Below are 25,123 nucleotides of genomic sequence, written 5' to 3' on the forward strand. Positions count from 1 at the left end.
GGGCCGCCGGAAGACCTCCGGCGGCCCGCGGGACGCAGCGGGCCGCAACCCGTGCTCGCTTACCTCATCAGGCGGCTGTTCGCCGCCGTAGTGATGCTCGTGGTCATCATCCTGGTGGTCTTCTGCATCTTCTTCCTCGTCCCCAAGTGGGCCGGGGTCGACATCGCCCTGAACTTCGTCGGCAAGCAGGCGGACCCCGCCGCCGTCGAGGGTGTGCGGCAGAAGCTGGGTCTGGGCGACCCGGTCTTCGTCCAGGCCTGGGAGTTCTTCAAGGGCATCTTCGCGGGCCGCACCTACGCGGCCGGCGGCGACGTGACCCACTGCGCCGCGCCCTGCTTCGGCTACTCCTTCAAGACCGAGCAGTCGGTCTGGCCGGTCCTGACCGAGCGTTTCCCGGTGACCCTCGCTCTCGCGCTCGGCGCCGCCGTGCTGTGGCTGATCTTCGGTGTGGCCGCCGGTGTGCTCTCCGCCCTCAAGCGCGGCACGCTGTGGGACCGCGGCGCGATGGTCATCGCCCTGGCGGGTGTCTCGCTCCCCATCTACTTCACCGGTCTGCTCAGCCTGGCGATCTTCTCCTACGGCCTCGGCTGGATCGACGGCGAGTTCGTACCGCTCGAGGAAAGCTTCAGCGGATGGCTCGGCGGCATGATCCTGCCCTGGATCACGCTGGCCTTCCTCTACGCCGCGATGTACGCCCGGATCACCCGCGCCACCATGCTGGAGATCCTCGGCGAGGACTACATCCGCACCGCGCGGGCCAAGGGCCTCAAGGAACAGGTCGTCATCAGCAAGCACGCGATGCGCTCGACCCTGACCCCGCTGCTCACCATGCTCGGCATGGACCTCGGCGCCCTGATGGGCGGCGCGATCCTGACCGAGACCACGTTCAGCCTCCCCGGCCTCGGCCAGAAGGTGCTGGACGCGATCCAGAACCACGACCTGCCCTTTATCCTGGGCGTCGTCCTGATCACTTCTCTCGCGGTGCTGATCGCCAACCTCGTGGTGGACGTCCTGTACGCCGTGATCGACCCCCGAGTGAGGCTCGCATGACCGAACTGAGCAAGAGCGGGGCAGCGGTGGGCGAGCCCACCGGCGCCTCGCCCGCGCCGACCGCCTTCCTGGAAGTACGCGACCTCAAGGTCCACTTCCCGACCGACGACGGCCTGGTCAAGTCCGTCGACGGGCTCTCCTTCCAGCTGGAGAAGGGCAAGACCCTCGGCATCGTGGGCGAGTCCGGCTCCGGCAAGTCGGTGACTTCGCTCGGCATCATGGGCCTGCACACCGCCGGCCAGTACGGCAAGCGCAAGGCCCAGATATCGGGCGAGATCTGGCTGGACGGCACCGAGCTGCTGTCCGCCGACCCCGACCACGTGCGCAAGCTGCGCGGCCGGGAGATGGCGATGATCTTCCAGGACCCGCTGTCCGCGCTGCACCCGTACTACACGATCGGCCAGCAGATCGTGGAGGCGTACCGCATCCACCACAAGGTGGACAAGAAGACCGCCAAGCGCCGCGCGGTGGAGATGCTCGACCGGGTCGGCATCCCGCAGCCCGACAAGCGGGTGGACAGCTACCCGCACGAGTTCTCCGGCGGTATGCGCCAGCGCGCGATGATCGCGATGTCGCTGGTCAACAACCCCGAGCTGCTGATCGCGGACGAGCCGACCACCGCCCTGGACGTCACCGTCCAGGCGCAGATCCTCGACCTCATCCGGGACCTGCAGAAGGAGTTCGGCTCCGCGGTCATCGTCATCACCCACGACCTGGGCGTCGTCGCCGAGCTGGCCGACGACCTCCTGGTGATGTACGGCGGCCGGTGCGTGGAGCGCGGTCCGGCGGAGAAGGTGTTCTACGAGCCCCGCCACCCCTACACCTGGGGCCTGCTCGGCTCGATGCCGCGGCTCGACCGCGACCAGCAGGAACGCCTCATCCCGGTCAAGGGTTCGCCGCCCTCCCTCATCAACCTCCCGTCCGGCTGCGCCTTCAACCCGCGCTGCCCGTACGCCGACGTGCCCAAGGACGACGTCACCCGCACGGTCCGCCCCGAGCTGACCGAGGTCGGCAGCAAGCACTGGGCCGCCTGCCACATGTCGCAGGAGCAGCGGGAGCGTATCTGGACCGAAGAGATTGCGCCGAAGCTGTGAGCGACCAGGCAGAGGACAAAGCGGTGACCATCCCCGCACAGACCAGCGGCACCACCCTCACCAAGGACGCCGCCCCCGGCGACACCCTGCTGAAGGTGACCGGGCTGCAGAAGCACTTCCCGATCAGGAAGGGCCTGCTGCAGCGCCAGGTCGGCGCGGTCCGCGCCGTCGACGGCATCGACTTCGAGGTCAGGGCCGGCGAGACGCTGGGCGTCGTGGGCGAGTCCGGCTGCGGCAAGTCGACCATGGGCCGGCTGATCACCCGGCTGCTGGAGCCGACCGCGGGCAAGGTCGAGTTCCAGGGCAAGGACATCACCCACCTCGGGGTCGGCGGCATGCGTCCGCTGCGCCGCGACGTGCAGATGATCTTCCAGGACCCGTACTCCTCGCTGAACCCGCGCCACACCATCGGCACGATCGTCAGCGCCCCCTTCAAGCTCCAGGGCGTCCAGCCCGAGGGCGGGGTCAAGAAGGAGGTGCAGCGGCTGCTGTCGGTGGTCGGCCTCAACCCCGAGCACTACAACCGCTACCCGCACGAGTTCTCCGGCGGCCAGCGCCAGCGCATCGGCATCGCCCGCGCGCTCGCGCTCAACCCGAAGCTGGTCGTGGCCGACGAGCCGGTCTCCGCGCTCGACGTGTCGATCCAGGCCCAGGTCGTCAACCTGCTCGACGACCTCCAGAGCGAGCTGGGCCTGACGTACGTGATCATCGCGCACGACCTGTCCGTCGTCCGGCACGTCTCGGACCGGATCGCGGTGATGTACCTCGGCAAGATCATGGAGCTGGCCGACCGCGACCTGCTCTACAAGACGCCGATGCACCCGTACACCAAGGCGCTGATGTCGGCCGTCCCGATCCCGGACCCGGCGCGGCGCGGCGCGAAGAGCGAGCGCATCCTGCTCAAGGGCGACGTGCCCTCGCCGATCGCCCCGCCGAGCGGCTGCCGCTTCCACACCCGGTGCTGGAAGGCGACGCAGATCTGCACGACCACCGAGCCGCCGCTCAAGGAGCTGCGGCCGGGCCAGCAGGTGGCCTGCCACCACCCGGAGAACTTCGAGGACCAGGCCCCGCAGGACGTCGTCCTGCTCTCCGCCGCCAAGGAGGCCGCGGAGCTGGTGTCGGAGGACGCGCTGGCCGAGTCGGCGGCGACCTCGGCGGCGGTGGCCGCGGAGGTCGAGGCGACCAAGACTGAGGCGACCGAGACCGAGGCGTCGGAGACCGAGGCGTCGGAGACCGAGGCGACCAAGACCGAGGCGACCGAGACCGAGGCGACCGAGACCGAGGCGACCGAGACCGAGGCGACCGAGACCGAGGTGTCGGAGACCGAGGCGTCCGAGGGCGCCGCGTCGGACGGTGACGAGCCGGCCGCCGAGGAGCCTCCCGCCAAGGAGAAGTGACCTCGCCCACCTCACCCAACAGCGAGCCCCTGCCTTCGTTTGTAAGGCAGGGGCTCGCTGTCGAGTAAGAATGGAAGGGTGTACGAGCAACTCTTCAGCCCCACCGTCCAGCACACGCTCGACCTGGTCGGCATCTTCGTCTTCGCCATCTCCGGCGCGCTGCTGGCCGTACGCAAGAACTTCGACGTCTTCGGCATCGCCGTCCTCGCCGAGGTCACCGCGCTCGGCGGCGGGCTGTTCCGGGACCTGGTGATCGGCGCGGTGCCGCCCGCCGCCTTCACCGACCTCGGCTACTTCCTCACCCCGCTGCTCGCGACCCTGCTGGTCTTCTTCCTCCACCCCCATGTGGAGCGCCTCCAGACCGGCGTGAACATCTTCGACGCGGCCGGGCTCGGCCTGTTCTGCGTCGCCGGCACCACCAAGGCGTACGACTACGGCCTCGGCCTGACCGCCTCCGCCTGCCTGGGCCTGACCACCGCGGTGGGCGGCGGTGTCCTGCGCGACGTGCTCGCCAACGAGGTGCCGTCACTGCTGCGCTGGGACCGCGACCTGTACGCCGTCCCCGCGATCGTCGGCTCCGCGATGGTCGCGCTGTGCATCCGCTACGAGGCGCTCACCCCGTTCACCAGCGGGCTCGCGGTCGTCACGGCCTTCGTGCTGCGGCTGCTCGCGCTGCGCTTCCACTGGCGGGCGCCGCGCGCCTGGAACCGCCGGTCGACGGTGGTGGAGGGGGACTGACCCCCGGCCCCCGTCAGGGCCGCGGCATGTCCTTGACGAAGACGACCCCGTCGACCGAGTCCAGGTGGCCCGGGTCGAGCGGCGCGTAGCCGTACCAGGGGGACACCCGGGGTTCGGGCCGCGGGTCGCCGAGGGCGTCGGCCAGCCGTCCGGCGTCGAGGACGCAGGGGTCGTCCTGCGGGAGCGCGTACAGGAGTCCCTCGACGGTGTCCGGCGGCGGGGTGTCCACCCCCTGGTGCCGGATCGTGCCGAGCGCCGTGGCGACGAAGGCGTACTCCCCGCCGAGCCGGGCGCCGACGAGCGCGCCGGCGCTCCACCATTCCAGCGGCCCCTGCCACATCCGCATCGAGCTCTTCTCGCGCTGGAGGTGGGCGTTGTGGGCGTGGACGAGCGTCGGCCCCCGGTCGGCGAGCGCGAGGAGGTTGTCGGCCATCATCCGGTCCCGCACGCCCAGCAGCCGGGTCATGCGGGCCGGGGAGGCCTCGGCCATCCAGTAGTGGTACGTCAGCAGTCCGGTGGCGGTCCGTCCGTGCAGGCGCGCCCGGTCCCAGGCGTCGCGCGAGCCCGTCGCGAGCAGGTGCGGCGCCTGCTCGTCGAGCAGCGACACCAGGTCGGCGGCGAGCGTCCGCAGCTCCCCGGCCTCGGCCGACCGCCCCACGGACCGCGCCGGGTCCGTCATCGCCTCGGGCTCGGTCCACCGGTCGTCGGCGCCGAGCAGGCGGTCGAGTGTCCGCGCGGCGCAGGGGAGCAGGTCCGGGTCCACCGCGGAGGCGAGGTACCCGTGCAGCGCGGTGAGTGCCTGCCGGGGGCTCGCGGCACCGGTGATCTCCAGCGGGCCGTCGAAACCGGCGAAGCGGAGCCGCTCGTTGGCGGGCCGGTCCTCGTTGTAGGCACGCATCCAGAGCACCAGCTCCCGGTTGGGCGCGCTCGGGCCCCAGGGATGGCTGAACCCCTGCGCCACGACCTCGTCGAGGGTGCCGGTGCCCCAGGTGACGTAGTCGTCCACGACCAGCCCCCGCAGGCAGTCGCTCTCGATCGCGATCGTCCGGTAGCCGTGCCGCTCGACGAGTTGCCGGAAGACGTCGTTGCGCACGTCGAGCAGGGCGTCCTCGCCGTGGGTGGGCTCACCCAGGGCGAGCAACCGGGGCGGGGCCGGGAACAGCCGCATGACGGCGGCGGCGTCGAGGGGCAGGGCGATGTCCTGGATGCGGTCAGCCATGGCTTCAACGGTATCGTTGAATCTTCGGTTGAAACTTTGGCGTGGGAGCGTAGGTCAGGTGACCGGAAACCTTCAAAGCGGGGGGCGACTGAGGCCCGTGGACCTGGCCCGTGCGCACGGTCTGTCGGCGCAGGCGGTCAGGAACTACGAGGCGGCCGGCATCCTCCCGGCCGCCGCCCGGACGGCCAGCGGCTACCGCGCCTACACCACGCTGCACGCCCGGGCCCTGGACGCCTTCCTCGCCCTGGTGGCGGGCCACGGCCACGCGACGGCGGCCGCGGTGATGCGGGGCGTGAACGGGGGCGCGCTCGACGAGGCGTTCCGGCTGATCGACGAGAGCCACGCCCAGTTGCTCGACGACCGGCGGACACTGGAGGCGGTGGAGGGCGCGCTGCGGGACCTGGTGCCCGAGCCCGGCGGGGGCGCCCGGGGACCGGCGGGTGGATTCATCGGGGCGCTCGCGGGGGAGCTGGGCATCCGGCCCGCGACCCTGCGCAAGTGGGAGCGCGCCGGCCTGGTGCGCCCACGCCGCGATCCGGTGACCGGATACCGCCTCTACGACGAGGCCGACATCCGGGACGCCCGCCTCGCCCACCAGCTCAGGCGGGGCGGCTACCCGCTGGAGCGGATCGCGTCCGTGATCGCCCAGGTGCGCTCGGCCGGAGGGCTGGAGCCGCTGGAGACCGCCCTGCGCGAGTGGCACCACCGGGTCGCCGCCCGCGGCCGGGCGATGGTGTCCGGGGCGGCGGAACTGGAGACGTATCTGCGCGCGCGAGACCGAGAAGAGAAAGCTACCGCTTAGTAGTTTCCTGTTGTACCGTGCAGGCATGCCAGAAGCAGCCTCCGCAGCGGCCACCCGGGCCACCATCGGCGACAGCGAGTTCGACCGCGACACCGCCGTCACCCCGCGCGCCCCCGGCGTCTACGACCTCGACCTGTCGGCCGGCTGGACGATCATCAACGCCGTCAACGGCGGCTATCTGCTGGCCGTCCTGGGCCGGGCCCTCGGCGACGCGCTCCCGCACCCCGACCCCTTCACCATCTCGGCGCACTACCTCACGGCCTCCCGGCCCGGCCCGGCGGTCGTGCGCACCGAGACCGTCCGCACGGGGCGCACCCTCTCCACCGGCCAGGCCTCCCTCTTCCAGTACGACGACGAGGGCAACGAGGTCGAGCGGATCCGGGTCCTCGCCTCCTACGGCGACCTCGGCGCGCTGCCCGACGACGTCCGCACCTCGGCCGAGCCGCCCGCGATCCCGCCGATGGACCAGTGCTTCGGCCCGGAGGACGGCCCCGCCCCGGTCGAGGGCAGCTCGGCCATCGCCGACCGGCTGATGCTCAAGCTCGACCCCGCCACCCTGGGCTGGGCGCTGGGGCAGCCCTCGGGCCGGGGTGAGATGCGGGCCTGGTTCGGCCTGGCCGACGGCCGCGACGCGGACCCGCTCTCGCTGCTCCTCGCGGTGGACGCGCTGCCCCCGACCGCCTTCGAGCTGGGGCTCAAGGGCTGGGTGCCGACGGTCGAGCTGACCGTGCACGTGCGGTGCCGCCCGGCGCCGGGCCCGCTGCGGGTCTCGATCACCACCCGCAACCTCGCCGGCGGCTTCCTGGAGGAGGACGCCGAGGTCTGGGACAGCGCCGACCGGCTGGTCGCCCAGTCCCGCCAGCTGGCCCGGGTCCGCCTCGGCTGACCCTGCGGCCCGCTCAGTCCAGCCAGTGCGCGCGGCCGATGCTGATCAGCCGCAGTTGCCGCCGTGCCGTCTCGACGGCCCGGCGGCGTTCCTCTTCCGGGGCGTCCAGCGTTTCCAGGAACAGGGACGCCGTGATCAGCATCTGGTCGACGTAGAGACCCGCCAGCATGCGCAGATCGGTCTCGCTCCAGCCCGCCGCCGACGCGTCCGTGGCCAGCTCGGCCTTCACCTCCTCGGCGAACCGCGCCAGTTGCTCCCGTATGGCCCGGCGCACCGGCTGCACCCCGCCGTGCCGTTCCCGCGCGACGAAGCGGACGTGGGCCGGGTGCGCGGCCACATGACCGGCGATCAACTCGACCGCGCGGGCGATGCGTTCCTCCTCGTCGTCCTCGCCCGGTGACATCGTCGTCCGGATCATCGGGTGCAGGCTGCCCAGCGCCTCCTCGACCAGCGCCACACCGAGATCCGCCGTGGAGTGGAAGTGCCGGTAGAAGGCGGTCGGGGCGACCCCCACGGCGCGGGTGACCTCACGCAGACCCAGGCTGCTCAGGCTCTGCTCCTCCAGCAGGCCGAGCGCCGCGTCGAGGAGCGCCTGCCGGGTCTTCCGCTTCTGCGCCTGCCGAACGCCGGGGGTGTGACTCATGCCATGCAGTTAACAACTGTTCTCCGGAATTGAAAAGCCGTACGGCGCGCTAGACTGGGAAGTCAGTGAACAACTGTAACCACAATCGTTCACCGACGCTCGTTCACCGAAGTGTCCACGCAGGATTGGGGGATCAGCTCCATGGTGTTTCTCGTCGTCGCACTTCTGCTCCTCGGTGTGGTCCTGGGCGCCGTAGCCCACGCACCGCTCAGCTTCTCCGTCGCGGCCGGACTGGTCATCGCCGTCTGGCTCGGCGTCTTCGCCCTCCGCGAGCGGCACGGCCGTCGGCGGAGCGGCACGTCCGCCCACTGACACACGGTCCACCGACGCACGGCAGGGAGAAAGCCATGCAGCTCACCGCACCGGCCAAGCGCACCACCGACACCGACCGCGCCACCCGTCGTACCGGCATCCACGACACCGACGGCATGGCCGTCGCTTCCTTCGTCCTCGGCCTGCTGGGTCTGCTCGTCCTCAACGTCTTCCTCGGCCCCGTAGCCATCGCCCTGGCGAGCATCGCCCTGTGGCGCGGCACCGCCCGCCCGGGCCGGGCCCTCCTCGGCCTCGGCCTGGGCGTCGCCGACCTGCTGGTCCTGGTGGTGTTCATGTCCGCCGACAACACGATGTCGTGGAGTCTGTGAGCCACCGCGCAACGCCGGTGCGGGCCGCCGCGCGACGAGGCGGGCCTTGGTCCGGGACCGGGCGGAACCGCCCCGTAGAATCGGCCGCACCATGGCTTACCTCGACCACGCCGCGACGACCCCGATGCTTCCCGAGGCAGTCGAGGCACTCACCGCGCACCTGAGCGTCACCGGCAACGCCTCTTCCCTCCACGCGTCCGGCCGCCGGGCGCGGCGCACCGTCGAGGAGGCCCGCGAGAGCCTCGCCGAAGCGCTCGGCGCCCGCCCCAGCGAGGTGGTCCTCACCTCCGGCGGCACCGAGGCCGACAACCTCGCCGTCAAGGGCCTGTACTGGGCCCGCCGCGATGCCGACCCGGCCCGCACCCGGGTCCTGGCCAGCCCCGTCGAGCACCACGCGGTCCTCGACGCCGTCCACTGGCTCGGCGAGCACGAGGGCGCCACCGTCGAGTACCTGCCGGTCGACGCCCACGGCCGGGTGCACCCCGAGACGCTGCGCGAGGCCATCGCCCGCGAACCCGGCGACGTCGCGCTCGCCACCGTCATGTGGGCCAACAACGAGATCGGCACGATCATGCCGGTGCGGGAACTCGCCGACGTGGCCGCCGAGTTCGACGTGCCGCTGCACGCCGACGCGGTCCAGGCCTTCGGCCAGCTCCCGGTCGACTTCGCCGCCTCCGGGCTCGCCGCCATGACCGTCTCCGGCCACAAGATCGGCGGCCCCTACGGCATCGGCGCGCTGCTGCTCGGCCGCGAATACACCCCGGTCCCCGTCCTGCACGGCGGCGGTCAGGAACGCCATGTGCGCTCCGGCACCCTCGACGTCCCCGCCGTCGCCTCCTTCGCCGTCGCCGGGCGCCTCGCCGCCGAGCAGCGCGAGTGGTTCGCCCGCGAGATCGGCGCCCTGCGCGACGACCTGGTCGCCGCCGTCCGTACGGCCGTCCCGGACGCGATCCTCGGCGGCGACCCGTCGCCCGGGGGCCGCCTGCCGGCCAACGCCCACTTCACCTTCCCGGGCTGCGAGGGCGACTCCCTCCTCCTCCTGCTCGACGCCCAGGGCATCGAGTGCTCCACCGGCTCCGCCTGCACCGCGGGCGTCGCCCAGCCCAGCCACGTCCTGCTCGCCGCCGGGACCGACCCCGACCTGGCCCGCGGCACCCTGCGCTTCTCGCTCGGCCACACCTCGACCGAGGCCGACGTGGAGGCACTCGCCAAGGCGATCGGGTCCGCGGTGGAGCGGGCCAGGGCGGCGGGGCTGTCCTAAGCGACGCCGTCAGGGCTCAGGCTTTGGTCGGCGGCGCTTCGGTCGGCGGCCTCGACGGGCCGCTGGTGGCCGCCCGCCGCACCAGCTTCAGGTACCGGTCCCAGTCCCAGTGCGGCCCCGGGTCGGTGTGGTCGGTGCCCGGCACCTCCACATGGCCGAGGATGTGCTCCCGGTCCACGGGTATGTCGTACCGCGCGCAGATCCTCGCCGTCAGCCGCGCGGAGGCGGCGTACATCGCGTCGGTGAAGTCCTGCGGGCGGTCCACGAAGCCCTCGTGCTCGATGCCGACACTGCGTTCGTTGTAGTCGCGGTTGCCCGCGTGGTACGCGACGTCCAGCTCGCGGATCATCTGGGTGACGCGCCCGTCCTGCCCCACGATGTAGTGCGCGGCAGCCTGGTGCCCCGGGTCCTGGAAAGCCCGCACCGCGCTGTCGAAGCTGCCCTGCGTGACATGGACGATCACCATGTCGATGCCGAAGTCGTCCGGCCGGTCCGCCCGCCGCCAGTTCGCGTCCGACGCCGCCACCCAGCGCGCGCCCGCGTAGTCGACCACGCCCTCCTCGCGGGGCCGCTCGACGCCCGGCACCCGCCACCACAGCCGGGACAACTCGTCACGGGCCAGCACACCGGTGCCCACGGCCGCCGCCGCACCGCCGACGATCAGCGCGCGGCGGCCGATGCGCCGGTCAGCGTCCCCGGACCCGCCCGGTGTGGACCCGCTCGTGGAACCCTGCTTCGCCCCCATACGATCTTCAACGCATACTCGCGCGCTCCGGTTCCCGCCTCCCCGTACTCTGGAGGGGCTATGACTGACACTCCGCAGCGCACCCGCCCCCTCCGTGTCCTCGCCGCCATGTCGGGCGGAGTCGACTCCGCAGTCGCCGCCGCCCGCGCGGCCGAGGCGGGGCACGACGTGACCGGCGTCCACCTGGCGCTCTCCGCGAACCCGCAGTCCTTCCGCACGGGCGCCCGGGGATGTTGCACCATCGAGGACTCGCGCGACGCCCGCCGCGCCGCGGACGTCATCGGCATCCCGTTCTACGTGTGGGACCTCGCCGACCGCTTCCGGGAGGACGTGGTCGAGGACTTCGTCGCCGAGTACGAGGCCGGCCGCACCCCCAACCCCTGCCTGCGCTGCAACGAGAAGATCAAGTTCGCCGCCCTCCTCGACAAGGCCCTCGCCCTCGGCTTCGACGCCGTCTGCACCGGCCACTACGCGCAGGTGGTCCTGCGCGAGGACGGCGTCCGCGAGCTGCACCGCGCCTCCGACATGGCCAAGGACCAGAGCTACGTCCTCGGGGTGCTCGACGACCGGCAGCTCGCCCACGCGATGTTCCCGCTCGGCGACACGGTCACCACCAAGGACGAGATCCGCGCGGAGGCCGAGCGCAGGGGCCTCGCGGTGGCCAAGAAGCCCGACTCGCACGACATCTGCTTCATCGCCGACGGCGACACCCAGGGCTTCCTGGCGGACCGTCTCGGCAAGGCGGAGGGCGACATCGTCGACGAGGCGGGCAACCGGCTCGGCACCCACGAGGGCGCGTACGGCTACACCATCGGCCAGCGCAAGGGCCTCAGGATCGGCACCCCCGCCCCCGACGGCAAGCCGCGCTACGTCCTGGACATCTCCCCGGTGGACAACACCGTGACGGTCGGCCCGGCCGAGGCGCTCGACGTCGACGCCCTCCGCGCGATCAAGCCCCGCTGGTGCGGCGCCGCCCCCACCGGCCCCGGCACCTACACCGCGCAGCTCCGCGCCCACGGCGGCGAGACCGAGGTACGGGCCGAACTGGTCGACGGCACCCTGGAGGTGACCTTCACCGAGCCGGTGCGCGGCGTCGCCCCCGGCCAGGCGATCGTGCTGTACGACGGCACCCGCGTGGTGGGCTCGGCGACGATCGCGTCCACCACGCGCGCGACGGCCGGCGCGGCCTGAGCCGCCCGCCGGCTCACCCGGCGAGGAACTCCGCCAGCACCGGCGCCAGCACGCCCGGCTCCACCATGTGGGTCTGCCGGTCCACGGTGCCGTAGGTGCCCTCCGGAGCCGCGTCCGCGATCGCGCGGGCGGCCTCGTGCCACCACGCGTCGCTCGCGCCGCCCGCGAGGACCAGCAGGGGGACGGTGATCGCGGCGATCTCGGAGCGGGGCACCCGGCTGTCGCCCAGCACGGCGTCGTCGTACGCCAGACTCGGCGCCAGCGACTCCATCCCGGCCCACATGGGGGACTGCCGGGCACCGCGGATCATCTCCTCGCCCAGCCCCGTGCGGCGCAGGAACAGCTCCACAGCGTCCCCGCGCCGGCCCTGCCCCAGCACCTCGGTCAGCCGCTCGGTGTACTCGGCCGCGGCCCGCGCGGCGGCGTCGTCCATGGCGTACGGCACCTCGTACACGGCGACCCGGCGCACCGGCAGACCGCTCGCCGCCGCCCGGAGCGCCAGCGCGCCGCCCGACGACATGCCGTACAGCGACGCCTCGCCGCCCACCGCCTCGATCAGCGCCGCCAGGTCCTCGATCTCGCGTTCCACCGCGTAGGGCGCCGTGTCGCCGCTCTCGCCGCGCCCCCGGCGGTCGTACACCGTGACGTCGAAACGGCCCGACAGCTCGGCGGCCAGCGGCGCCGTCGTGGCACCGGTCGACATGGCGCCGCTGACCAGCACGACCGCCGGTCCCCGCCCGGAACGTTCGTAGGCGATGCGGGTGCCGTCACGCGAAACAGTCGTCTTCTCCATGCCTGTGCAGACTGCCCTACGGCACGGAATTCAGCGCTCAGGACACCTCGACGTCGTAGAAACAGAAGTGGTCCCTGATCTCCGCGACCTCCGGCTTCGGGTCCGGATACGCCCAGACCAGGTCCGCCGCGCCGGGGAGCGACCAGTAGGACGCGTCGCCCTTGAAGGGGCAGTGGGTCCGGGTGTCGGACGCAGTCAGCAGGTCGACGCGTACGTCCTGCGGCGGGATGTAGTAGCGGTCCGGACAGCCCGTCTCGTGCAGGACCAGCGCCCCGTCGCTCTCCGCCAGCACCTGTTCGCCGTGCACCGCGCGCACGTGCCGGTCGCTCGGCTCGACGGTGATGACGTGTCCCTTGAGTCCCTTGGTCACGGTCGTCCTCCTGGTGGCAGTGGTCTGCGTCACGTCACTACAGCGTCCCCGGAGGCCGGGTTCTTCCCCTCCGGACCGGGCCGTACGGTGGACGCCATGAAAATCTGCGTCTTCCTCTCCGCCGCCGACCTCGACGAGCGCTACACGGGCCCCGCCAAGGAGTTCGCCGAACTGCTCGGAAAGGGCGGGCACACCCTTGTCTGGGGCGGCTCCGACGTCGGTCTGATGAAGGTGGTCGCCGACGGCGTGCAGGAGGCCGGAGGGCGGCTGCTCGGGGTCTCGGTGGACTTCCTGGCGGCCAAGGCGCGCGAGGGCGCCGACGAGATGGTGATCGCGAAGGACCTGGCCGAGCGCAAGCGGCTGCTGCTGGAGAAGGCCGACGCCGTGGTCATCATGGTGGGCGGCACCGGCACGCTCGACGAGGCCACCGAGATCCTGGAGCTGAAGAAGCACGGGCACACCGACAAGCCGGTCGTCCTGCTCAACACCGCGGGCTTCTACGACGGCCTCAGGGAGCAGTTCCGCCGCATGGAGGACGAGGGCTTCCTGCCCCGCCCCCTCACCGAGCTGGTGTTCTTCGCCGAGGAGCCGGTCGGCGCCCTCGCCTACCTGGAGGAGAGCCAGGGCATCGAGTAGGACGCCGGTGGTGCGAGCATGGCGGGCATGGCTACACATGTGATCACCGGAGCGGGCTCCGGCATCGGCGCGGCCGTCGCCCGCCGCCTGCACGAACGCGGCGACGAGGTCGTGCTGCACGCGCGCGACGCAGGCCGCGCCAAGGAACTGGCCGCCGCGTTCCCCGGGGCGAAGACCCTGGTCGGTGACCTCGCCGACCCGGCCAAGCTGTCCTGGGCGCTCTCGCACCAGTCGCTGCCCGACCGGGTGGACTCGCTGCTGCACATCGCCGGGGTCGTCGACCTCGGCGCGGTCGGCGACCTCACCCCGAAGACCTGGCTCAACCAGCTGAACGTCAACCTGGTCGCCCCGGCCGAGCTGACCCGCCTCCTCCTGCCCCAGCTCCGCGTCGCCCAGGGCCAGGTGATCTTCGTCAACTCCGGCTCCGGCCTGAACGCCCACGCCGGCTGGGCCGCGTACGGCGCCTCCAAGCACGGCCTGAAGGCCCTCGCAGACGCCCTGCGCCAGGAGGAGCACGCGAACGGCGTCCGCGTCACCTCGGTCTACCCCGGCCGCACCGCCAGCGCCATGCAGGCCAAGGTCCACCAGCAGGAGGGCAAGGAGTACGACCCCGCGAAGTGGATCGACCCCGAGTCCGTCGCCACCACCATCCTGATGGCCCTGGACCTCCCGAGGGACGCGGAGGTCAACGACCTGACGGTGCGCCCGGGACGGTGAGCGCCGTCCCGGCAGGGGCGGCGGGGGCGGAACCCGGCCCGCAGCCCCTGCGTACGCTTGCCCCGTGAACGACACCTTCGCCCCCGCCACCGGCATCGGCAGCCTCCCGGGCCTCGATGCCCGAGAGGCCGCCAAGACCGCCACCGGCAGCTTCGAGGACTTCCCCTTCCTCCCCGAACTGCCCGCCCGCGGCCCCGGCGCCGACATGATCGGCCGCACCGCCGGGATGCTCGTCGAGCTGTACGCGCGCGTGGAGCCCAGCGGCTGGCGGCTCGGCGACCGCCCGGGGCGGGACACCAAGCGGGCCCGCGCCTGGCTGGGGGAGGACCTCGACGCCCTGGAGGAGTTCACCCAGGGCTACGAGGGCCCGCTCAAGGTCCAGGCCGTCGGCCCGTGGACGCTCGCCGCCGCCCTGGAACTGCGAGGCGGCGAGGCGGTCCTCTCCGACCCCGGCGCCTGCCGCGACCTCGCCGCCTCGCTCGCCGAGGGCCTGCGCCTGCACCTGGCCGAAGTACAGCGCCGGGTGCCGGGTGCCCGCGTCGTCCTCCAGCTCGACGAACCCTCCCTCACCGCAGTCCTGCGCGGCCAGGTGCGCACCGCCAGCGGCTACCGCACCCACCGCGCCGTCGACCGCCAGGCCGTGGAGGCGGCGCTGCGCGAGGTCGCCGGGGTGCACGACGGCGGCCCCGTCGTGGTCCACTCCTGCGCGCCGGACGTGCCGTTCGCCCTGCTGCGGCGCGCGGGCGTCGCGGGCGTCTCCTTCGACTTCTCGCTCCTCACCGAGCGTGACGACGACACGATCGGCGAGGCCGTCGAGGGCGGCACCCGGCTCTTCGTCGGTGTCGTGCCGGGCACGGACACCGCGTTGTCAGACCCTGCCGGTAGCGTCAGGGGTGTCAGAACGCTGTGGCGCAGGCTGGGGCTGCGTCCGGAGCTGCTCGCGGAGGCGGTCACCGTCACTCCGGCGTGCGGACTCGCGGGTGCCTCCCCGGACTACGCCCGGCGCGCGCTCGCCCACTGCGTCCGGGCGGCAAGATCTCTCGCGGACAACCCAGAGTAACGGGAGGACCATACGGTGGCCGGCGACAAGCAGGGCGACAAGCAGGCGGAGACGACGAGCGTGCCCGCCGAGGCGCGGGAACGGCACGCGCAGCTCGCCGAGCAGATCGAGGAGCACCGCTTCCGGTACTACGTGAACGACGCGCCGGTCGTCAGCGACGCCGAGTTCGACCGGCTGCTGCGCACCCTGGAGGAGCTGGAGGAGCGGCACCCGGAGCTGCGCACCCCCGAGTCACCGACCCAGAAGGTCGCCGGTTCCTACGCGACCGAGTTCACGGCCGTGCAGCACCCCACCCGGATGCTCTCCCTGGACAACACCTTCAACGACGACGAGCTGGCCGCCTGGTTCGAGCGCATCGCCCGGGAGCTGGGCGAGCAGGAGTACCACTTCCTGTGCGAGCTGAAGGTCGACGGACTCGCCGTCAACCTCACCTACGAGCGCGGCCGCCTCGTCCGCGCCGCCACCCGCGGCGACGGCCGCACCGGCGAGGACATCACACCCAACGTCCGCACCATCGCCGAGATCCCCGAGCGCCTGGCGGGCGACAAGGTCCCCGACCTCGTGGAGATCCGGGGCGAGGTCTACTTCCCGATGGAGAAGTTCCAGGAGCTCAACGCCCGGTTGAACGAGGCGGGGGACAAGCCCTTCGCCAACGCGCGCAACGCCGCGGCCGGTTCGCTGCGCCAGAAGGACCCGCGCGTCACCGCCTCCCGCCCGCTGCACATGGTCGTCCACGGCATCGGCACCCTGGAGGGCTACTCGGGCCTGACCCGCCTCTCCCAGGCATACGACCTGCTGAAGACCTGGGGCCTGCCCACCTCCCCGCACAACCGGGTGGTCGACGGCCTGGACGGCGTACGGGACTTCATCGCGTACTACGGCGAGAACCGGCACTCTGTCGCGCACGAGATCGACGGCGTCGTCGTCAAGCTCGACGAGATCCGCCTCCAGGGCCGGCTCGGCTCCACGGCCCGCGCGCCCCGCTGGGCCATCGCCTACAAGTATGCGCCGGAGGAGGTCAACACCAAGCTCGTCGACATCAAGGTGGGCGTCGGCCGCACCGGCCGCGTCACGCCGTACGCGCAGGTCGAGCCGGTGACGGTGGCCGGCAGCGAGGTGGAGTTCGCCACGCTGCACAACCAGGAGGTCGTCAAGGCCAAGGGCGTGCTCATCGGCGACACCGTGGTGCTGCGCAAGGCCGGTGACGTGATCCCGGAGATCCTCGGGCCGGTCGCCGACCTCAGGGACGGCAGCGAGCGGGAGTTCGTGATGCCGGCCGAGTGCCCCGAGTGCGGGACGCCGCTCAAGGCGATGAAGGAGGGCGACATCGACCTCCGCTGCCCCAACGCCCGCGCCTGCCCGGCCCAGTTGCGCGAGCGGGTCGCCTACCTCGCGGGCCGGGAGTGCCTGGACATCGAGCACTTCGGCGGGGTCGTGGCGGCCGCGCTGACCGGGCCGCTGGAGCCGTCCGAGCCGCCGCTGGTGGACGAGGGCGACCTCTTCGACCTCACCGTCGAGAAGCTGCTGCCCATCAAGGCGTACGTCCTCGACCCCGACAGCGGGCTGCCCAAGCGCGACCCCAAGACCGGCGAGGAGAAGATCGCCACGGTCTTCGCCAACAAGGAGGGCGAGCCGAAGAAGAACACCCTCGCCCTGCTCCAGCACATCGAGGAGGCCAAGACCCGCCCGCTGGCCCGCTTCATCAACGGCCTCTCCATCCGGTACGTCGGACCGGTCGCCGCCCAGGCCCTCGCCCGGGAGTTCCGCTCCATCGACCGCATCGAGCAGGCCACCGAGGAGGAGCTGGCGAGCACGGACGGCGTGGGCGGCACCATCGCCACCGCCGTCAAGGAGTGGTTCGCCGTGGACTGGCACCGCGAGATCGTGCGCAAGTGGAAGGCGGCCGGGGTTCCTCTGGAGGACCGCTCGACGGGGGAGGACGAAGGGCCGCGTCCGCTCGAAGGACTCACCGTCGTCGTCACCGGCACCCTGGAGAACTTCACCCGGGACGGAGCCAAGGACGCCCTGCAGAGCCGCGGCGCCAAGGTGACCGGATCGGTGTCCAAGAAGACGTCGTTCGTCGTGGTCGGTGACAACCCCGGTTCGAAGTACGACAAGGCGATGCAACTGAAAGTGCCGGTTCTGAACGAAGACGGTTTCGCCGTTCTGCTCGAACAAGGACCCGAAGCGGCGGCGGATGTCGCGCTTTCGGCTGAGGAATAGCGGTTGAAGGCCACCCGATCGGCGCATATCAGATGCATACGGGTGGCCGGGTGGCATTCGGGCAACCGTCGACGACCAGTGCCCCTGGAAGCCTTCCGCGGCCTACTGTTGAGGTGTGCGCCCGCCGTGCCCAGCTGCGGTCGGGGCACCCCCCTGCCCCGAGTGACAGGGGGAGGGGTCTCCAACGCGGAGCCGTTGAAGGTGGTCGAGGCGGGGGCCGCGTGGCGTGGGCACCGCCGGCTGTGAGAGGGACGGGAATGGAACCGACCGAGAGCGCCGCCGCGGGCTCACGGCTGAGCCTGCGTCGCATGGCGGACGCGTGGCACGTGAGCCGGTGGCTCGGGCAACGCGATGGTGGCGTCCCGCATCCCGCGACGGGCACCCGCGTGCCGCAGGCCACCGGCCACACCCAAGGCCACCTCCACACCCACGGACACCTCCACGGCCCGGCCGACCCCGACGGCGAACGGCACCTGTCCTGGCCCGCGTTGCCCGGGACCGTCGTCGCGACCGCCGCCTTCGTCCTGGGCGCCGGCTTCTACCGGGCGTTCAGCGACGGACACGCCCTCTTCCCGGCCGGCACCGTCGGCTGGTCCCTGGCCGTGCTGGCCGGCATCGTCGTCGGCCACCTGGTCATGCTCGGCCGCTCCCGCTGGTGGGGCGGCACCGGTTCGGGCGCCGCCCTCACCCTCGCCGTCCTGCTGCTGTACGGCTGGGTTCCGGCCGGCATGGTCAGCCTCACCGTCGTCGTCCTGGTCGGCATAGCCCGCCGGGGCCGCTGGCGGCAGGGTGTCCTGCACGGCGCGGTGGACATCCTCGGCATCGCCGCGGGTGCCCTGCTCCTCGGCGTCTGCGGCTCCGTACCGTCCGTGGAGCGCCCCTGGGACCCCGCCACCTGGGGGGTGTACGCGGCACCCAAGGTGGTGCTCGTCGCCGTCGCCTACCTCGCCGTCACCCGCGCCCTGCTGTGGTATCTCCAGACCCCGCGCCCCGGCCTGCCCACCGTCGCCCGGACCGCCCTGGTCAGACACGGACTGGTCGCGATCGCCCTGCTCGGCATCGCCCCGCTGGTCTGCGTCGTCGCCGTCGCCAAGCCGCTGCTGCTGCCGCTGTTCGCCATCCCGCTCATCGCCCTCGACTCCACGCTGTGGATCGCCCGCGCCCGCGCCGAGGAGCAGTTGCGCGACCCGCTCACCGGCCTGCCCAACCGGCAGTGGCTCCTGGAGCGCACCTGGACCGCGCTGGACGACGCCGAGCGCATCGGTGCCCGCGCCGCCCTGATGCTGATCGACCTCGACCGTTTCCGGTCGGTCAACGACACCCTCGGTCATCTCGCCGGTGACCGGCTGCTGCTGCAGACCGCCGACCGGCTGCGGGAGGCCCTGCCGCGCGGGGCGGAGGCCGCGCGGCTCGGCGGTGACGAGTTCGCCGTCTTACTGCCCGTCGCCGACTCCACCACGTCGGCGACCCGGATCGCCCGGGGCCTGGTGGCCGAGCTCAGCTCCCCGATGGACCTGGACGGGCTCACCCTGGTCCTGGAGGCCAGCGCGGGGGTCGCCGTCTTCCCCGACCACGCACTGGACGCCGAGGGGCTGCTGCGCCGCGCGGACGTGGCGATGTACCAGGCGAAGCGGGACCGCACCGGCGTGGAGGTCTACGAGTCCAAGCGTGACTCCAACACCCCGGACCGGCTCGGTCTCCTCGGCGATCTGCGCCGGGCCCTGGACGCCCGCGAGGTCCAGCTGCACTACCAGCCCAAGGTCCGCTTCGACGGTCAGGTCGCCGGCCTGGAGGCCCTGGTGCGCTGGGTGCACCCGGAGCGGGGCAAGGTGCCGCCGGACGAGTTCATAGCGATCGCCGAGTCCTCCGGGCTGATGCCCCACCTCACCGAGTACGTGCTGGAGACGGCGCTCGGCCAGGTCGCCCGGTGGCGCGCCCAGGGGCTGTTCGTGCCGGTCGCGGTCAACGTCTCCCCGCGCGACGTCCACACCCCCGGCTTCGCGGGCTCGGTGGCCGCCCGGCTCGCCCGGCACGGGGTCCCGGCGGGAGCGCTCCAACTCGAGATCACGGAACACGTCCTGCTGGAGGACCCGCAGCGGGCGGCCGACACCCTCAACGCGCTGACCGGACACGGCGTCAAGATGTCCCTGGACGACTTCGGCACCGGCTACTCCTCCCTCGTCCACCTGCGCAGGCTCCCCGTCAGCGAGCTGAAGATCGACCGTTCCTTCGTGGCCCGGCTGGCCATCGACAACGAGGACGCCGAGATCGTGCGCTGCACCGTCGACCTCGCCCACTCGCTCGGCCTGCTCGTCGTCGCCGAGGGCGTGGAGGACGACGAGACCTGGGAGCGCCTGCGGGACCTCGGCTGCGACGCCGTACAGGGCTGGCTGGTCGCGGCCGCGATGCCCCCGGAGGAGACCACCGCCTGGCTGCTCGCCCGCGGTTCCCGGGGCTGGGTCCGGGCCGCCGCCGCACTGCCGGCGGCGGCGAGCGACGAGTGACCGGGTGAGTCGAAAGCCGTCGGCCGCGGCGCGGGGGGCCTCCGTGGCTCCGGGCGACGCGCCCCGCCGCCCCGGGCCGCCCCGCCGTCGGTGACGTACCCCGGCGGCCATCGGACGACGTGCCGTTTCCGGACGCTGATCGGCCGCTTCATGCAGCCGGCCGTGATTCCGTCAGCCCGCCGCGTCCTGCGGCGCGAACCGTTCGATCAGTAGGGCGAGTCGGCGGTCGTGGGCCTCCTGGGGGAGTCGGCCGCTGCGCATCAGGGTCACCAGGCCGTGCAGTCCCGCCCAGAACGTCTCCGTGAGCAGCGCCAGGTCGTCACCCTCGCGCGCGACCGGCTCGACGGCGCGCAGCAGTTCGCCGAACGCCTCCTGGAGGGGGGCCGGGGCCTCGGGCGTGGCGAACGGCAGGTCCACCAGGTGCGTGCACATCGCGTCGTAGAGCGCGGGCCGCCGCCGTCCGAAGTCCGTGTACGCCCGGCCGACCGCCGCCAGCCTCCCGTGCGCGCCCTCGGCCGCCGCGGTCGACGCCCGCAGGTCGGCCGTCAGCTCCTCGCAGCCCCGTACCGCGACCGCCGCCATGATCGCGTCCTTGCCCTTGAAGTGGCTGTACAGGACCGGCTGGCTGTACTCGATCTCGGCGGCCAGCCGGCGGGTGGTGACCGCGTCCCAGCCCTCCGCCTCGGCCAGGTCCCGCGCGGCCGTCACGATCAGCCGCTCGCGTTCCGCTCGTTCGCGCTCCCGGCGCGTCTGGATCGTCATGCCAGTGATTCTAGCAGCGCTAGCCAACCTGTCGCCGCTCTGCTAGCGTCACTCTCGTCCCTAGCGCTGCTAGCAAGGAGTCGTCGTGACCATCGCCGCGTACACCCTGGCCATCGTGCTCAACCTGTTCTGCCTGTTCCTCGGGTACCGCTTCCTGTTCCAGCCCGGCCCGGCCGCCACCGGCTACGGCGCCCCGGCCGACCCCGGCGGCGACGCCGGCGCCTATCTGACGGTCAAGGGCGTCAGGGACGGCACGTTCGGCGTGGTGGGACTGGCGCTGCTGGCCTTCGCCGGTGCCCGCCCCGAGGCGTGGTTCATGCTCTGCGTCGCCCTCGTGCCGCTCGCCGACACGCTCATAGTGCTGCGCCACGGGGGTACGAAGGCGGTGGCCTTCGGGATCCACTTCGCCACCGCGGTCGTCGTCCTGATCAGTGCCGGACTGCTCTTCGCGGTCTGAGCACGCCCATCCACCGTTCCCGCGCCGGGGGTTCGGTAAGGTCGCCGGAACGCGCGGCGCCGTGGAGCCGCCCCGGGGGAAACCGTTTAACGGCCACGGGGCCCGGCCCCATAGGATTGGGCCAAACCCATTGGGCCGAATCGACCGGGACGAGCACCTCGCCCCGACCGGTGTGCCCCGACCACACACTCACCCAGAGGAACGCTGCATGCCTGGCATCACGCGCGAGGAGGTCGCCCACCTCGCCCGGCTGGCGCGTCTGGAGCTGAAGCCCGAAGAGCTTGAGCACTTCGCGGGACAGCTGGACGACATCATCGGCGCGGTCGCCCGCGTCAGCGAGGTCGCCGACCAAGACGTACCGCCGACCTCGCACCCGCTCCCGCTGACGAACGTCATGCGGCCGGACGAGGTCCGTCCGTCGCTCACGCCCGAGCAGGCGCTCTCCGGCGCCCCGGCCCAGGAGCAGCAGCGTTTCAAGGTGCCGCAGATCCTGGGGGAGGAGTAACCGCCATGAGCGACGTCATCAAGCTCACCGCGGCCGAGATCGCCGCGAAGATCGCCTCCGGCGAGCTGACCGCGGTCGAGGTCACCGAGGCCCACCTGGCCCGCATCGAGGCCGTCGACGAGAAGGTGCACGCCTTCCTGCACGTCGACCGCGAGGGCGCGCTGGCCCAGGCCCGCGCCGTCGACGCCAAGCGCGAGCGCGGCGAGAAGCTCGGCCCGCTGGCCGGCGTCCCGCTCGCGCTCAAGGACATCTTCACTACCGAGGGCATCCCCACCACCGTCGGCTCGAAGATCCTCGAGGGCTGGATCCCGCCGTACGACGCGACCGTCACCAAGCGCCTCAAGGCCGCCGACGTCGTCATCCTCGGCAAGACCAACATGGACGAGTTCGCCATGGGGTCCTCCACCGAGAACAGCGCCTACGGCCCGACCGGCAACCCCTGGGACCTCACCAAGATCCCCGGCGGCTCCGGCGGCGGTTCCTCCGCAGCGCTCGCCGCCTTCCAGGCGCCGCTCGCCATCGGCACCGACACCGGCGGCTCCATCCGCCAGCCCGCGTCCGTCACCGGCACGGTCGGCGTCAAGCCGACCTACGGCGGCGTCTCCCGCTACGGCATGGTGGCCTTCTCCTCCTCCCTCGACCAGGGCGGCCCCTGCGCCCGCACGGTCCTGGACGCGGCCCTGCTGCACGAGGTGATCGCCGGGCACGACCCGATGGACTCGACCTCCATCGACGCGCCGGTCCCCGCGGTCGTCGAGGCCGCCCGCAACGGCAGCGTGGACGGCATGCGCGTCGGCGTCGTCAAGCAGTTCCGCGGCGAGGGCTACCAGGCCGGTGTCGTCCAGCGCTTCGACGAGTCCGTCGAGCTGCTGAAGTCGCTGGGCGCCGAGATCGTCGAGCTGGACTGCCCGTCCTTCGACCTCGCGCTCTCCGCGTACTACCTCATCGCCCCCTCCGAGTGCTCCTCCAACCTCGCCCGCTTCGACGGCCTGCGCTACGGCGCGCGCGTCGGCGACGACGGCACGCACTCCGCCGAGGAGGTCACCTCCCTGACCCGCGAGGCCGGCTTCGGCCCCGAGGTCAAGCGCCGCATCATGCTCGGCACGTACGCCCTGTCGAGCGGGTACTACGACGCGTACTACGGCAGCGCCCAGAAGGTCCGCACCCTCATCAAGCAGGAGTTCGAGCGGGCCTTCGAGCAGGTCGACGTGATCGTCTCCCCGACGACCCCGACCACCGCCTTCCCGATCGGCGAGCGCGCCGACGACCCGATGGCGATGTACCTGGCCGACCTGTGCACCATCCCCACCAACCTGGCGGGCAACGCGGCCATGTCGCTGCCCTGCGGCCTCGCGCCCGAGGACAACCTGCCGGTGGGTCTGCAGATCATCGCCCCCGCCATGAAGGACGACCGGCTCTACAAGGTCGGCGCCGCCGTCGAGGCCGCCTTCGTGGAAAAGTGGGGCCACCCGCTGATCGAGGAGGCACCGTCGCTGTGAGTGCACTGACCAAGGCCAAGGGCTTCAAGAAGTCCAAGTCCGGTCTGTACGTCTCGATGGCCACGTCGGCGTTCGGCGCCGTCGGGGTCTACAAGCAGATCAAGAAGGCCCGTGGCGAGAGCGACACGCTGCGACTGCTCGACGCCGTCGTCACCGGCGCCGCCGTCGTCACCAACCTCGCCATCCTGTACCGCGAGCTGAAGCGTCTCGGCGACGACGACGTCCTGCTGGGCTGAGAGGGAAGTTTCACCGTGACCACCACGACCGACCTGGTGTCGTACGAGGACGCACTCGCGTCGTACGACCCCGTCATGGGCCTCGAGGTCCATGTCGAACTCGGCACCCGCACCAAGATGTTCTGCGGCTGCTCGACCGCACTGGGTGCCGACCCGAACACCCAGACCTGCCCCGTCTGCCTCGGCATGCCCGGCGCGCTCCCGGTCGTCAACGCGACCGGCGTCGAGTCCGCGATCAGGATCGGTCTCGCGCTGAACTGCGAGATCGCCGAGTGGTGCCGCTTCGCCCGGAAGAACTACTTCTATCCGGACATGCCGAAGAACTTCCAGACCTCCCAGTACGACGAGCCCATTGCCTTCGACGGCTACCTCGACGTGCAGCTGGAGGACGGGGAGACCTTCCGCGTCCAGATCGAGCGCGCCCACATGGAGGAGGACACCGGCAAGTCGCTGCACGTCGGCGGCGCCACGGGCCGTATCCACGGCGCCTCGCACTCCCTCCTCGACTACAACCGCGCCGGCATCCCGCTCATCGAGATCGTCACCAAGCCGATCGAGGGAGCGGGCGAGCGGGCCCCCGAGGTCGCGCGGGCGTACGTCCGTGAGCTTCGCGAACTCATCCGGGCCCTCGGCGTGTCCGAGGCCCGCATGGAGATGGGCCAGATGCGCTGCGACGTGAACCTGTCGCTGCGCCCGCACGGCCGGGAGAAGTTCGGCACCCGCAGCGAGACCAAGAACGTCAACTCGCTGCGCTCCGTGGAGCGTGCCGCCCGCTTCGAGATCCAGCGGCACGCCGCCGTGCTGAACGACGGCGGCACGATCATCCAGGAGACCCGCCACTTCCACGAGGACACGGGGTCCACCACCTCGGGCCGCGTGAAGGAGGAGGCCGAGGACTACCGGTACTTCCCGGAGCCCGACCTGGTGCCCGTCGCCCCGTCCCGCGAGTGGGTCGAGGAGATCCGGGCCGCCCTGCCCGAGCTGCCGCTGGTGCGCCGCAACCGGCTCCGCGAGGAGTGGGGCATCTCCGGCAACGACATGCAGTCCATCCTCAACGCCGGAGCCCTGGACCCGATCGTCGCCACGATCGACGCCGGTGCCGACGCGGCCTCCGCCCGCAAGTGGTGGATGGGCGAGCTGGCCCGCAGCGCCAACGAGTCGGGCAAGACGCTCGACGAGCTGGCGATCACGCCGGTCCAGGTCGCCCGCGTCGCCGAACTGGTCACGAAGGGCGAGCTGAACGACAAGCTGGCCCGCCAGGTCATCCTGGGCGTCCTCGCCGGTGAGGGCACGCCGGACGAGGTCGTCGACAAGCGCGGCCTGAAGGTCGTCTCCGACGAGGGCGCGCTGACCGCCGCCGTCGACGAGGCCATCGCCGGCAACCCGGGCGTCGCGGACAAGATCCGCGGCGGCAAGGTGGCCGCGGCCGGTGCCCTGGTCGGCGCGGTCATGAAGGCGACCCGGGGGCAGGCGGACGCGGCCCGCGTCAAGGAGCTGATCCTGGAGAAGCTGGGCGTCACCGAGGGCTGACACCCGGTCACACCACGGGCCCTGGGGGGACACGCCGACCGCGGCGCGTCCCCCCAGGGCCGTTGTTGTGAATAAGGCCACTAAGTCCGCAAAGGATCACTTCTGCCTGCAAGAGTGATTCCGCATTGCTCATGCGTTCTTTGCGGGCGGTTCACACCATGGAC

At 72.0% G+C, this 25,123-nt stretch carries 26 protein-coding genes; 20 read left to right on the top strand and 6 right to left on the bottom strand.

Going from position 1 to position 25,123, the window contains the following annotated elements; genetic code table 11:
• The first annotated feature begins 51 nt into the window (after nucleotides 1-51).
• From ACGH52_RS27065 to ACGH52_RS27080, 4 genes are all read left to right on the top strand, one after another.
• Nucleotides 52-1,050 carry an ABC transporter permease gene (locus ACGH52_RS27065; RefSeq protein WP_076976433.1) on the top strand — a complete coding sequence of 333 codons (999 nt, stop codon included), beginning with the start codon at nucleotides 52-54 and terminating at the stop codon, nucleotides 1,048-1,050.
• A complete protein-coding gene (locus ACGH52_RS27070; protein ID WP_076976434.1) occupies nucleotides 1,047-2,144 on the top strand; it encodes an ABC transporter ATP-binding protein in 1,098 nt (365 codons plus the stop codon). The genes ACGH52_RS27065 and ACGH52_RS27070 overlap by 4 nt, the downstream gene beginning before the upstream one ends.
• A 23-nt stretch (nucleotides 2,145-2,167) precedes the next feature.
• Nucleotides 2,168-3,541: an ABC transporter ATP-binding protein gene (locus ACGH52_RS27075; protein ID WP_399943068.1), complete on the top strand. Its 1,374-nt coding sequence runs from the start codon at nucleotides 2,168-2,170 to the stop codon at nucleotides 3,539-3,541.
• Nucleotides 3,542-3,619: 78 nt separating this feature from the next.
• A complete protein-coding gene (locus ACGH52_RS27080) occupies nucleotides 3,620-4,279 on the top strand; it encodes a trimeric intracellular cation channel family protein (RefSeq protein WP_003973517.1) in 660 nt (219 codons plus the stop codon).
• Nucleotides 4,280-4,292: 13 nt separating this feature from the next.
• Here ACGH52_RS27080 and ACGH52_RS27085 read toward each other — a convergent pair whose 3' ends face one another.
• Nucleotides 4,293-5,498, bottom strand: coding sequence for an erythromycin esterase family protein (locus ACGH52_RS27085; protein ID WP_399943071.1), 1,206 nt, complete (start codon nucleotides 5,496-5,498; stop codon nucleotides 4,293-4,295).
• Between the two features lie 58 nt (nucleotides 5,499-5,556).
• Here ACGH52_RS27085 and ACGH52_RS27090 point away from each other — a divergent pair, with 58 nt between their 5' ends.
• Both ACGH52_RS27090 and ACGH52_RS27095 read left to right on the top strand, forming a co-directional pair.
• Nucleotides 5,557-6,300, top strand: a complete 744-nt coding sequence (locus ACGH52_RS27090; protein WP_399943074.1) for a TioE family transcriptional regulator — start codon at nucleotides 5,557-5,559, stop codon at nucleotides 6,298-6,300.
• Nucleotides 6,301-6,325: 25 nt separating this feature from the next.
• Entirely contained in the window at nucleotides 6,326-7,186 is an 861-nt protein-coding gene (locus ACGH52_RS27095) for a thioesterase family protein (protein ID WP_399943076.1), read from the top strand.
• Nucleotides 7,187-7,199: 13 nt separating this feature from the next.
• Here the strand turns inward: ACGH52_RS27095 and ACGH52_RS27100 are convergent, their stop codons facing one another.
• Nucleotides 7,200-7,829: a TetR family transcriptional regulator gene (locus ACGH52_RS27100; protein ID WP_399943079.1), complete on the bottom strand. Its 630-nt coding sequence runs from the start codon at nucleotides 7,827-7,829 to the stop codon at nucleotides 7,200-7,202.
• Nucleotides 7,830-7,970: 141 nt separating this feature from the next.
• Here ACGH52_RS27100 and ACGH52_RS27105 point away from each other — a divergent pair, with 141 nt between their 5' ends.
• From ACGH52_RS27105 to ACGH52_RS27115, 3 genes are all read left to right on the top strand, one after another.
• Nucleotides 7,971-8,141, top strand: a complete 171-nt coding sequence (locus ACGH52_RS27105) for a hypothetical protein (RefSeq protein WP_210974408.1) — start codon at nucleotides 7,971-7,973, stop codon at nucleotides 8,139-8,141.
• 35 nt (nucleotides 8,142-8,176) lie between these two features.
• A complete protein-coding gene (locus tag ACGH52_RS27110; protein ID WP_076976439.1) occupies nucleotides 8,177-8,470 on the top strand; it encodes a DUF4190 domain-containing protein in 294 nt (97 codons plus the stop codon).
• A gap of 91 nt (nucleotides 8,471-8,561) precedes the next feature.
• Nucleotides 8,562-9,731, top strand: coding sequence for a cysteine desulfurase family protein (locus tag ACGH52_RS27115; protein ID WP_399943082.1), 1,170 nt, complete (start codon nucleotides 8,562-8,564; stop codon nucleotides 9,729-9,731).
• A 16-nt stretch (nucleotides 9,732-9,747) separates the two neighbouring features.
• Here the strand turns inward: ACGH52_RS27115 and ACGH52_RS27120 are convergent, their stop codons facing one another.
• A complete protein-coding gene (locus tag ACGH52_RS27120) occupies nucleotides 9,748-10,476 on the bottom strand; it encodes an N-acetylmuramoyl-L-alanine amidase (RefSeq protein WP_399943085.1) in 729 nt (242 codons plus the stop codon).
• Between the two features lie 60 nt (nucleotides 10,477-10,536).
• Here ACGH52_RS27120 and mnmA point away from each other — a divergent pair, with 60 nt between their 5' ends.
• A complete protein-coding gene (mnmA, locus tag ACGH52_RS27125) occupies nucleotides 10,537-11,667 on the top strand; it encodes a tRNA 2-thiouridine(34) synthase MnmA (protein ID WP_361465045.1) in 1,131 nt (376 codons plus the stop codon).
• 13 nt (nucleotides 11,668-11,680) lie between these two features.
• Here mnmA and ACGH52_RS27130 read toward each other — a convergent pair whose 3' ends face one another.
• Nucleotides 11,681-12,460 carry an alpha/beta fold hydrolase gene (locus tag ACGH52_RS27130; RefSeq protein ID WP_399943088.1) on the bottom strand — a complete coding sequence of 260 codons (780 nt, stop codon included), beginning with the start codon at nucleotides 12,458-12,460 and terminating at the stop codon, nucleotides 11,681-11,683.
• 37 nt (nucleotides 12,461-12,497) lie between these two features.
• Entirely contained in the window at nucleotides 12,498-12,830 is a 333-nt protein-coding gene (locus ACGH52_RS27135) for a DUF427 domain-containing protein (RefSeq protein WP_059302287.1), read from the bottom strand.
• A 96-nt stretch (nucleotides 12,831-12,926) separates the two neighbouring features.
• Between ACGH52_RS27135 and ACGH52_RS27140 the strand changes: the two genes are divergently transcribed.
• The 5 genes from ACGH52_RS27140 to rmdB all read left to right on the top strand — a co-directional run bounded on the left by ACGH52_RS27140 (nucleotide 12,927) and on the right by rmdB (nucleotide 19,970).
• The gene (locus ACGH52_RS27140; protein ID WP_171987417.1) at nucleotides 12,927-13,466 is read left to right on the top strand and encodes a TIGR00730 family Rossman fold protein; all 540 of its coding nucleotides are present in this window, start codon (nucleotides 12,927-12,929) and stop codon (nucleotides 13,464-13,466) included.
• A 27-nt stretch (nucleotides 13,467-13,493) separates the two neighbouring features.
• Entirely contained in the window at nucleotides 13,494-14,183 is a 690-nt protein-coding gene (locus tag ACGH52_RS27145) for an SDR family oxidoreductase (protein ID WP_059302331.1), read from the top strand.
• A 64-nt stretch (nucleotides 14,184-14,247) separates the two neighbouring features.
• The gene (locus ACGH52_RS27150) at nucleotides 14,248-15,243 is read left to right on the top strand and encodes a methionine synthase (RefSeq protein WP_076976445.1); all 996 of its coding nucleotides are present in this window, start codon (nucleotides 14,248-14,250) and stop codon (nucleotides 15,241-15,243) included.
• A gap of 15 nt (nucleotides 15,244-15,258) precedes the next feature.
• Nucleotides 15,259-17,466 (top strand): NAD-dependent DNA ligase LigA, encoded by a 2,208-nt coding sequence (gene ligA / locus ACGH52_RS27155; RefSeq protein WP_399943093.1) that lies wholly within the window; start codon nucleotides 15,259-15,261, stop codon nucleotides 17,464-17,466.
• A 257-nt stretch (nucleotides 17,467-17,723) separates the two neighbouring features.
• Complete coding sequence (gene rmdB / locus ACGH52_RS27160) at nucleotides 17,724-19,970, top strand: cyclic Di-GMP phosphodiesterase RmdB (protein ID WP_059302291.1); 2,247 nt, start codon at nucleotides 17,724-17,726, stop codon at nucleotides 19,968-19,970.
• Between the two features lie 171 nt (nucleotides 19,971-20,141).
• Here the strand turns inward: rmdB and ACGH52_RS27165 are convergent, their stop codons facing one another.
• The gene (locus ACGH52_RS27165) at nucleotides 20,142-20,732 is read right to left on the bottom strand and encodes a TetR/AcrR family transcriptional regulator (RefSeq protein WP_059302292.1); all 591 of its coding nucleotides are present in this window, start codon (nucleotides 20,730-20,732) and stop codon (nucleotides 20,142-20,144) included.
• Between the two features lie 85 nt (nucleotides 20,733-20,817).
• Between ACGH52_RS27165 and ACGH52_RS27170 the strand changes: the two genes are divergently transcribed.
• The 5 genes from ACGH52_RS27170 to gatB all read left to right on the top strand — a co-directional run bounded on the left by ACGH52_RS27170 (nucleotide 20,818) and on the right by gatB (nucleotide 24,959).
• A complete protein-coding gene (locus ACGH52_RS27170; RefSeq protein WP_076976447.1) occupies nucleotides 20,818-21,189 on the top strand; it encodes a DUF4267 domain-containing protein in 372 nt (123 codons plus the stop codon).
• A 208-nt stretch (nucleotides 21,190-21,397) separates the two neighbouring features.
• Nucleotides 21,398-21,694 (top strand): Asp-tRNA(Asn)/Glu-tRNA(Gln) amidotransferase subunit GatC, encoded by a 297-nt coding sequence (gatC, locus tag ACGH52_RS27175; RefSeq protein WP_003973500.1) that lies wholly within the window; start codon nucleotides 21,398-21,400, stop codon nucleotides 21,692-21,694.
• A gap of 5 nt (nucleotides 21,695-21,699) precedes the next feature.
• On the top strand, nucleotides 21,700-23,193 hold the full coding sequence (gatA, locus tag ACGH52_RS27180; RefSeq protein ID WP_121703852.1) for an Asp-tRNA(Asn)/Glu-tRNA(Gln) amidotransferase subunit GatA: 1,494 nt from the start codon (nucleotides 21,700-21,702) through the stop codon (nucleotides 23,191-23,193).
• Nucleotides 23,190-23,429 carry a hypothetical protein gene (locus ACGH52_RS27185; protein WP_007444751.1) on the top strand — a complete coding sequence of 80 codons (240 nt, stop codon included), beginning with the start codon at nucleotides 23,190-23,192 and terminating at the stop codon, nucleotides 23,427-23,429. Before gatA ends, ACGH52_RS27185 begins: the two co-directional genes overlap by 4 nt.
• Before the next feature lie 15 nt (nucleotides 23,430-23,444).
• Complete coding sequence (gene gatB, locus ACGH52_RS27190) at nucleotides 23,445-24,959, top strand: Asp-tRNA(Asn)/Glu-tRNA(Gln) amidotransferase subunit GatB (protein WP_121703851.1); 1,515 nt, start codon at nucleotides 23,445-23,447, stop codon at nucleotides 24,957-24,959.
• The last annotated feature ends 164 nt before the right edge of the window (nucleotides 24,960-25,123 follow it).

The sequence above is a fragment of the Streptomyces sp. BBFR25 genome (genome assembly GCF_044590125.1).
GTDB classification, from domain to species: Bacteria; Actinomycetota; Actinomycetes; order Streptomycetales; family Streptomycetaceae; genus Streptomyces; species Streptomyces canus_D.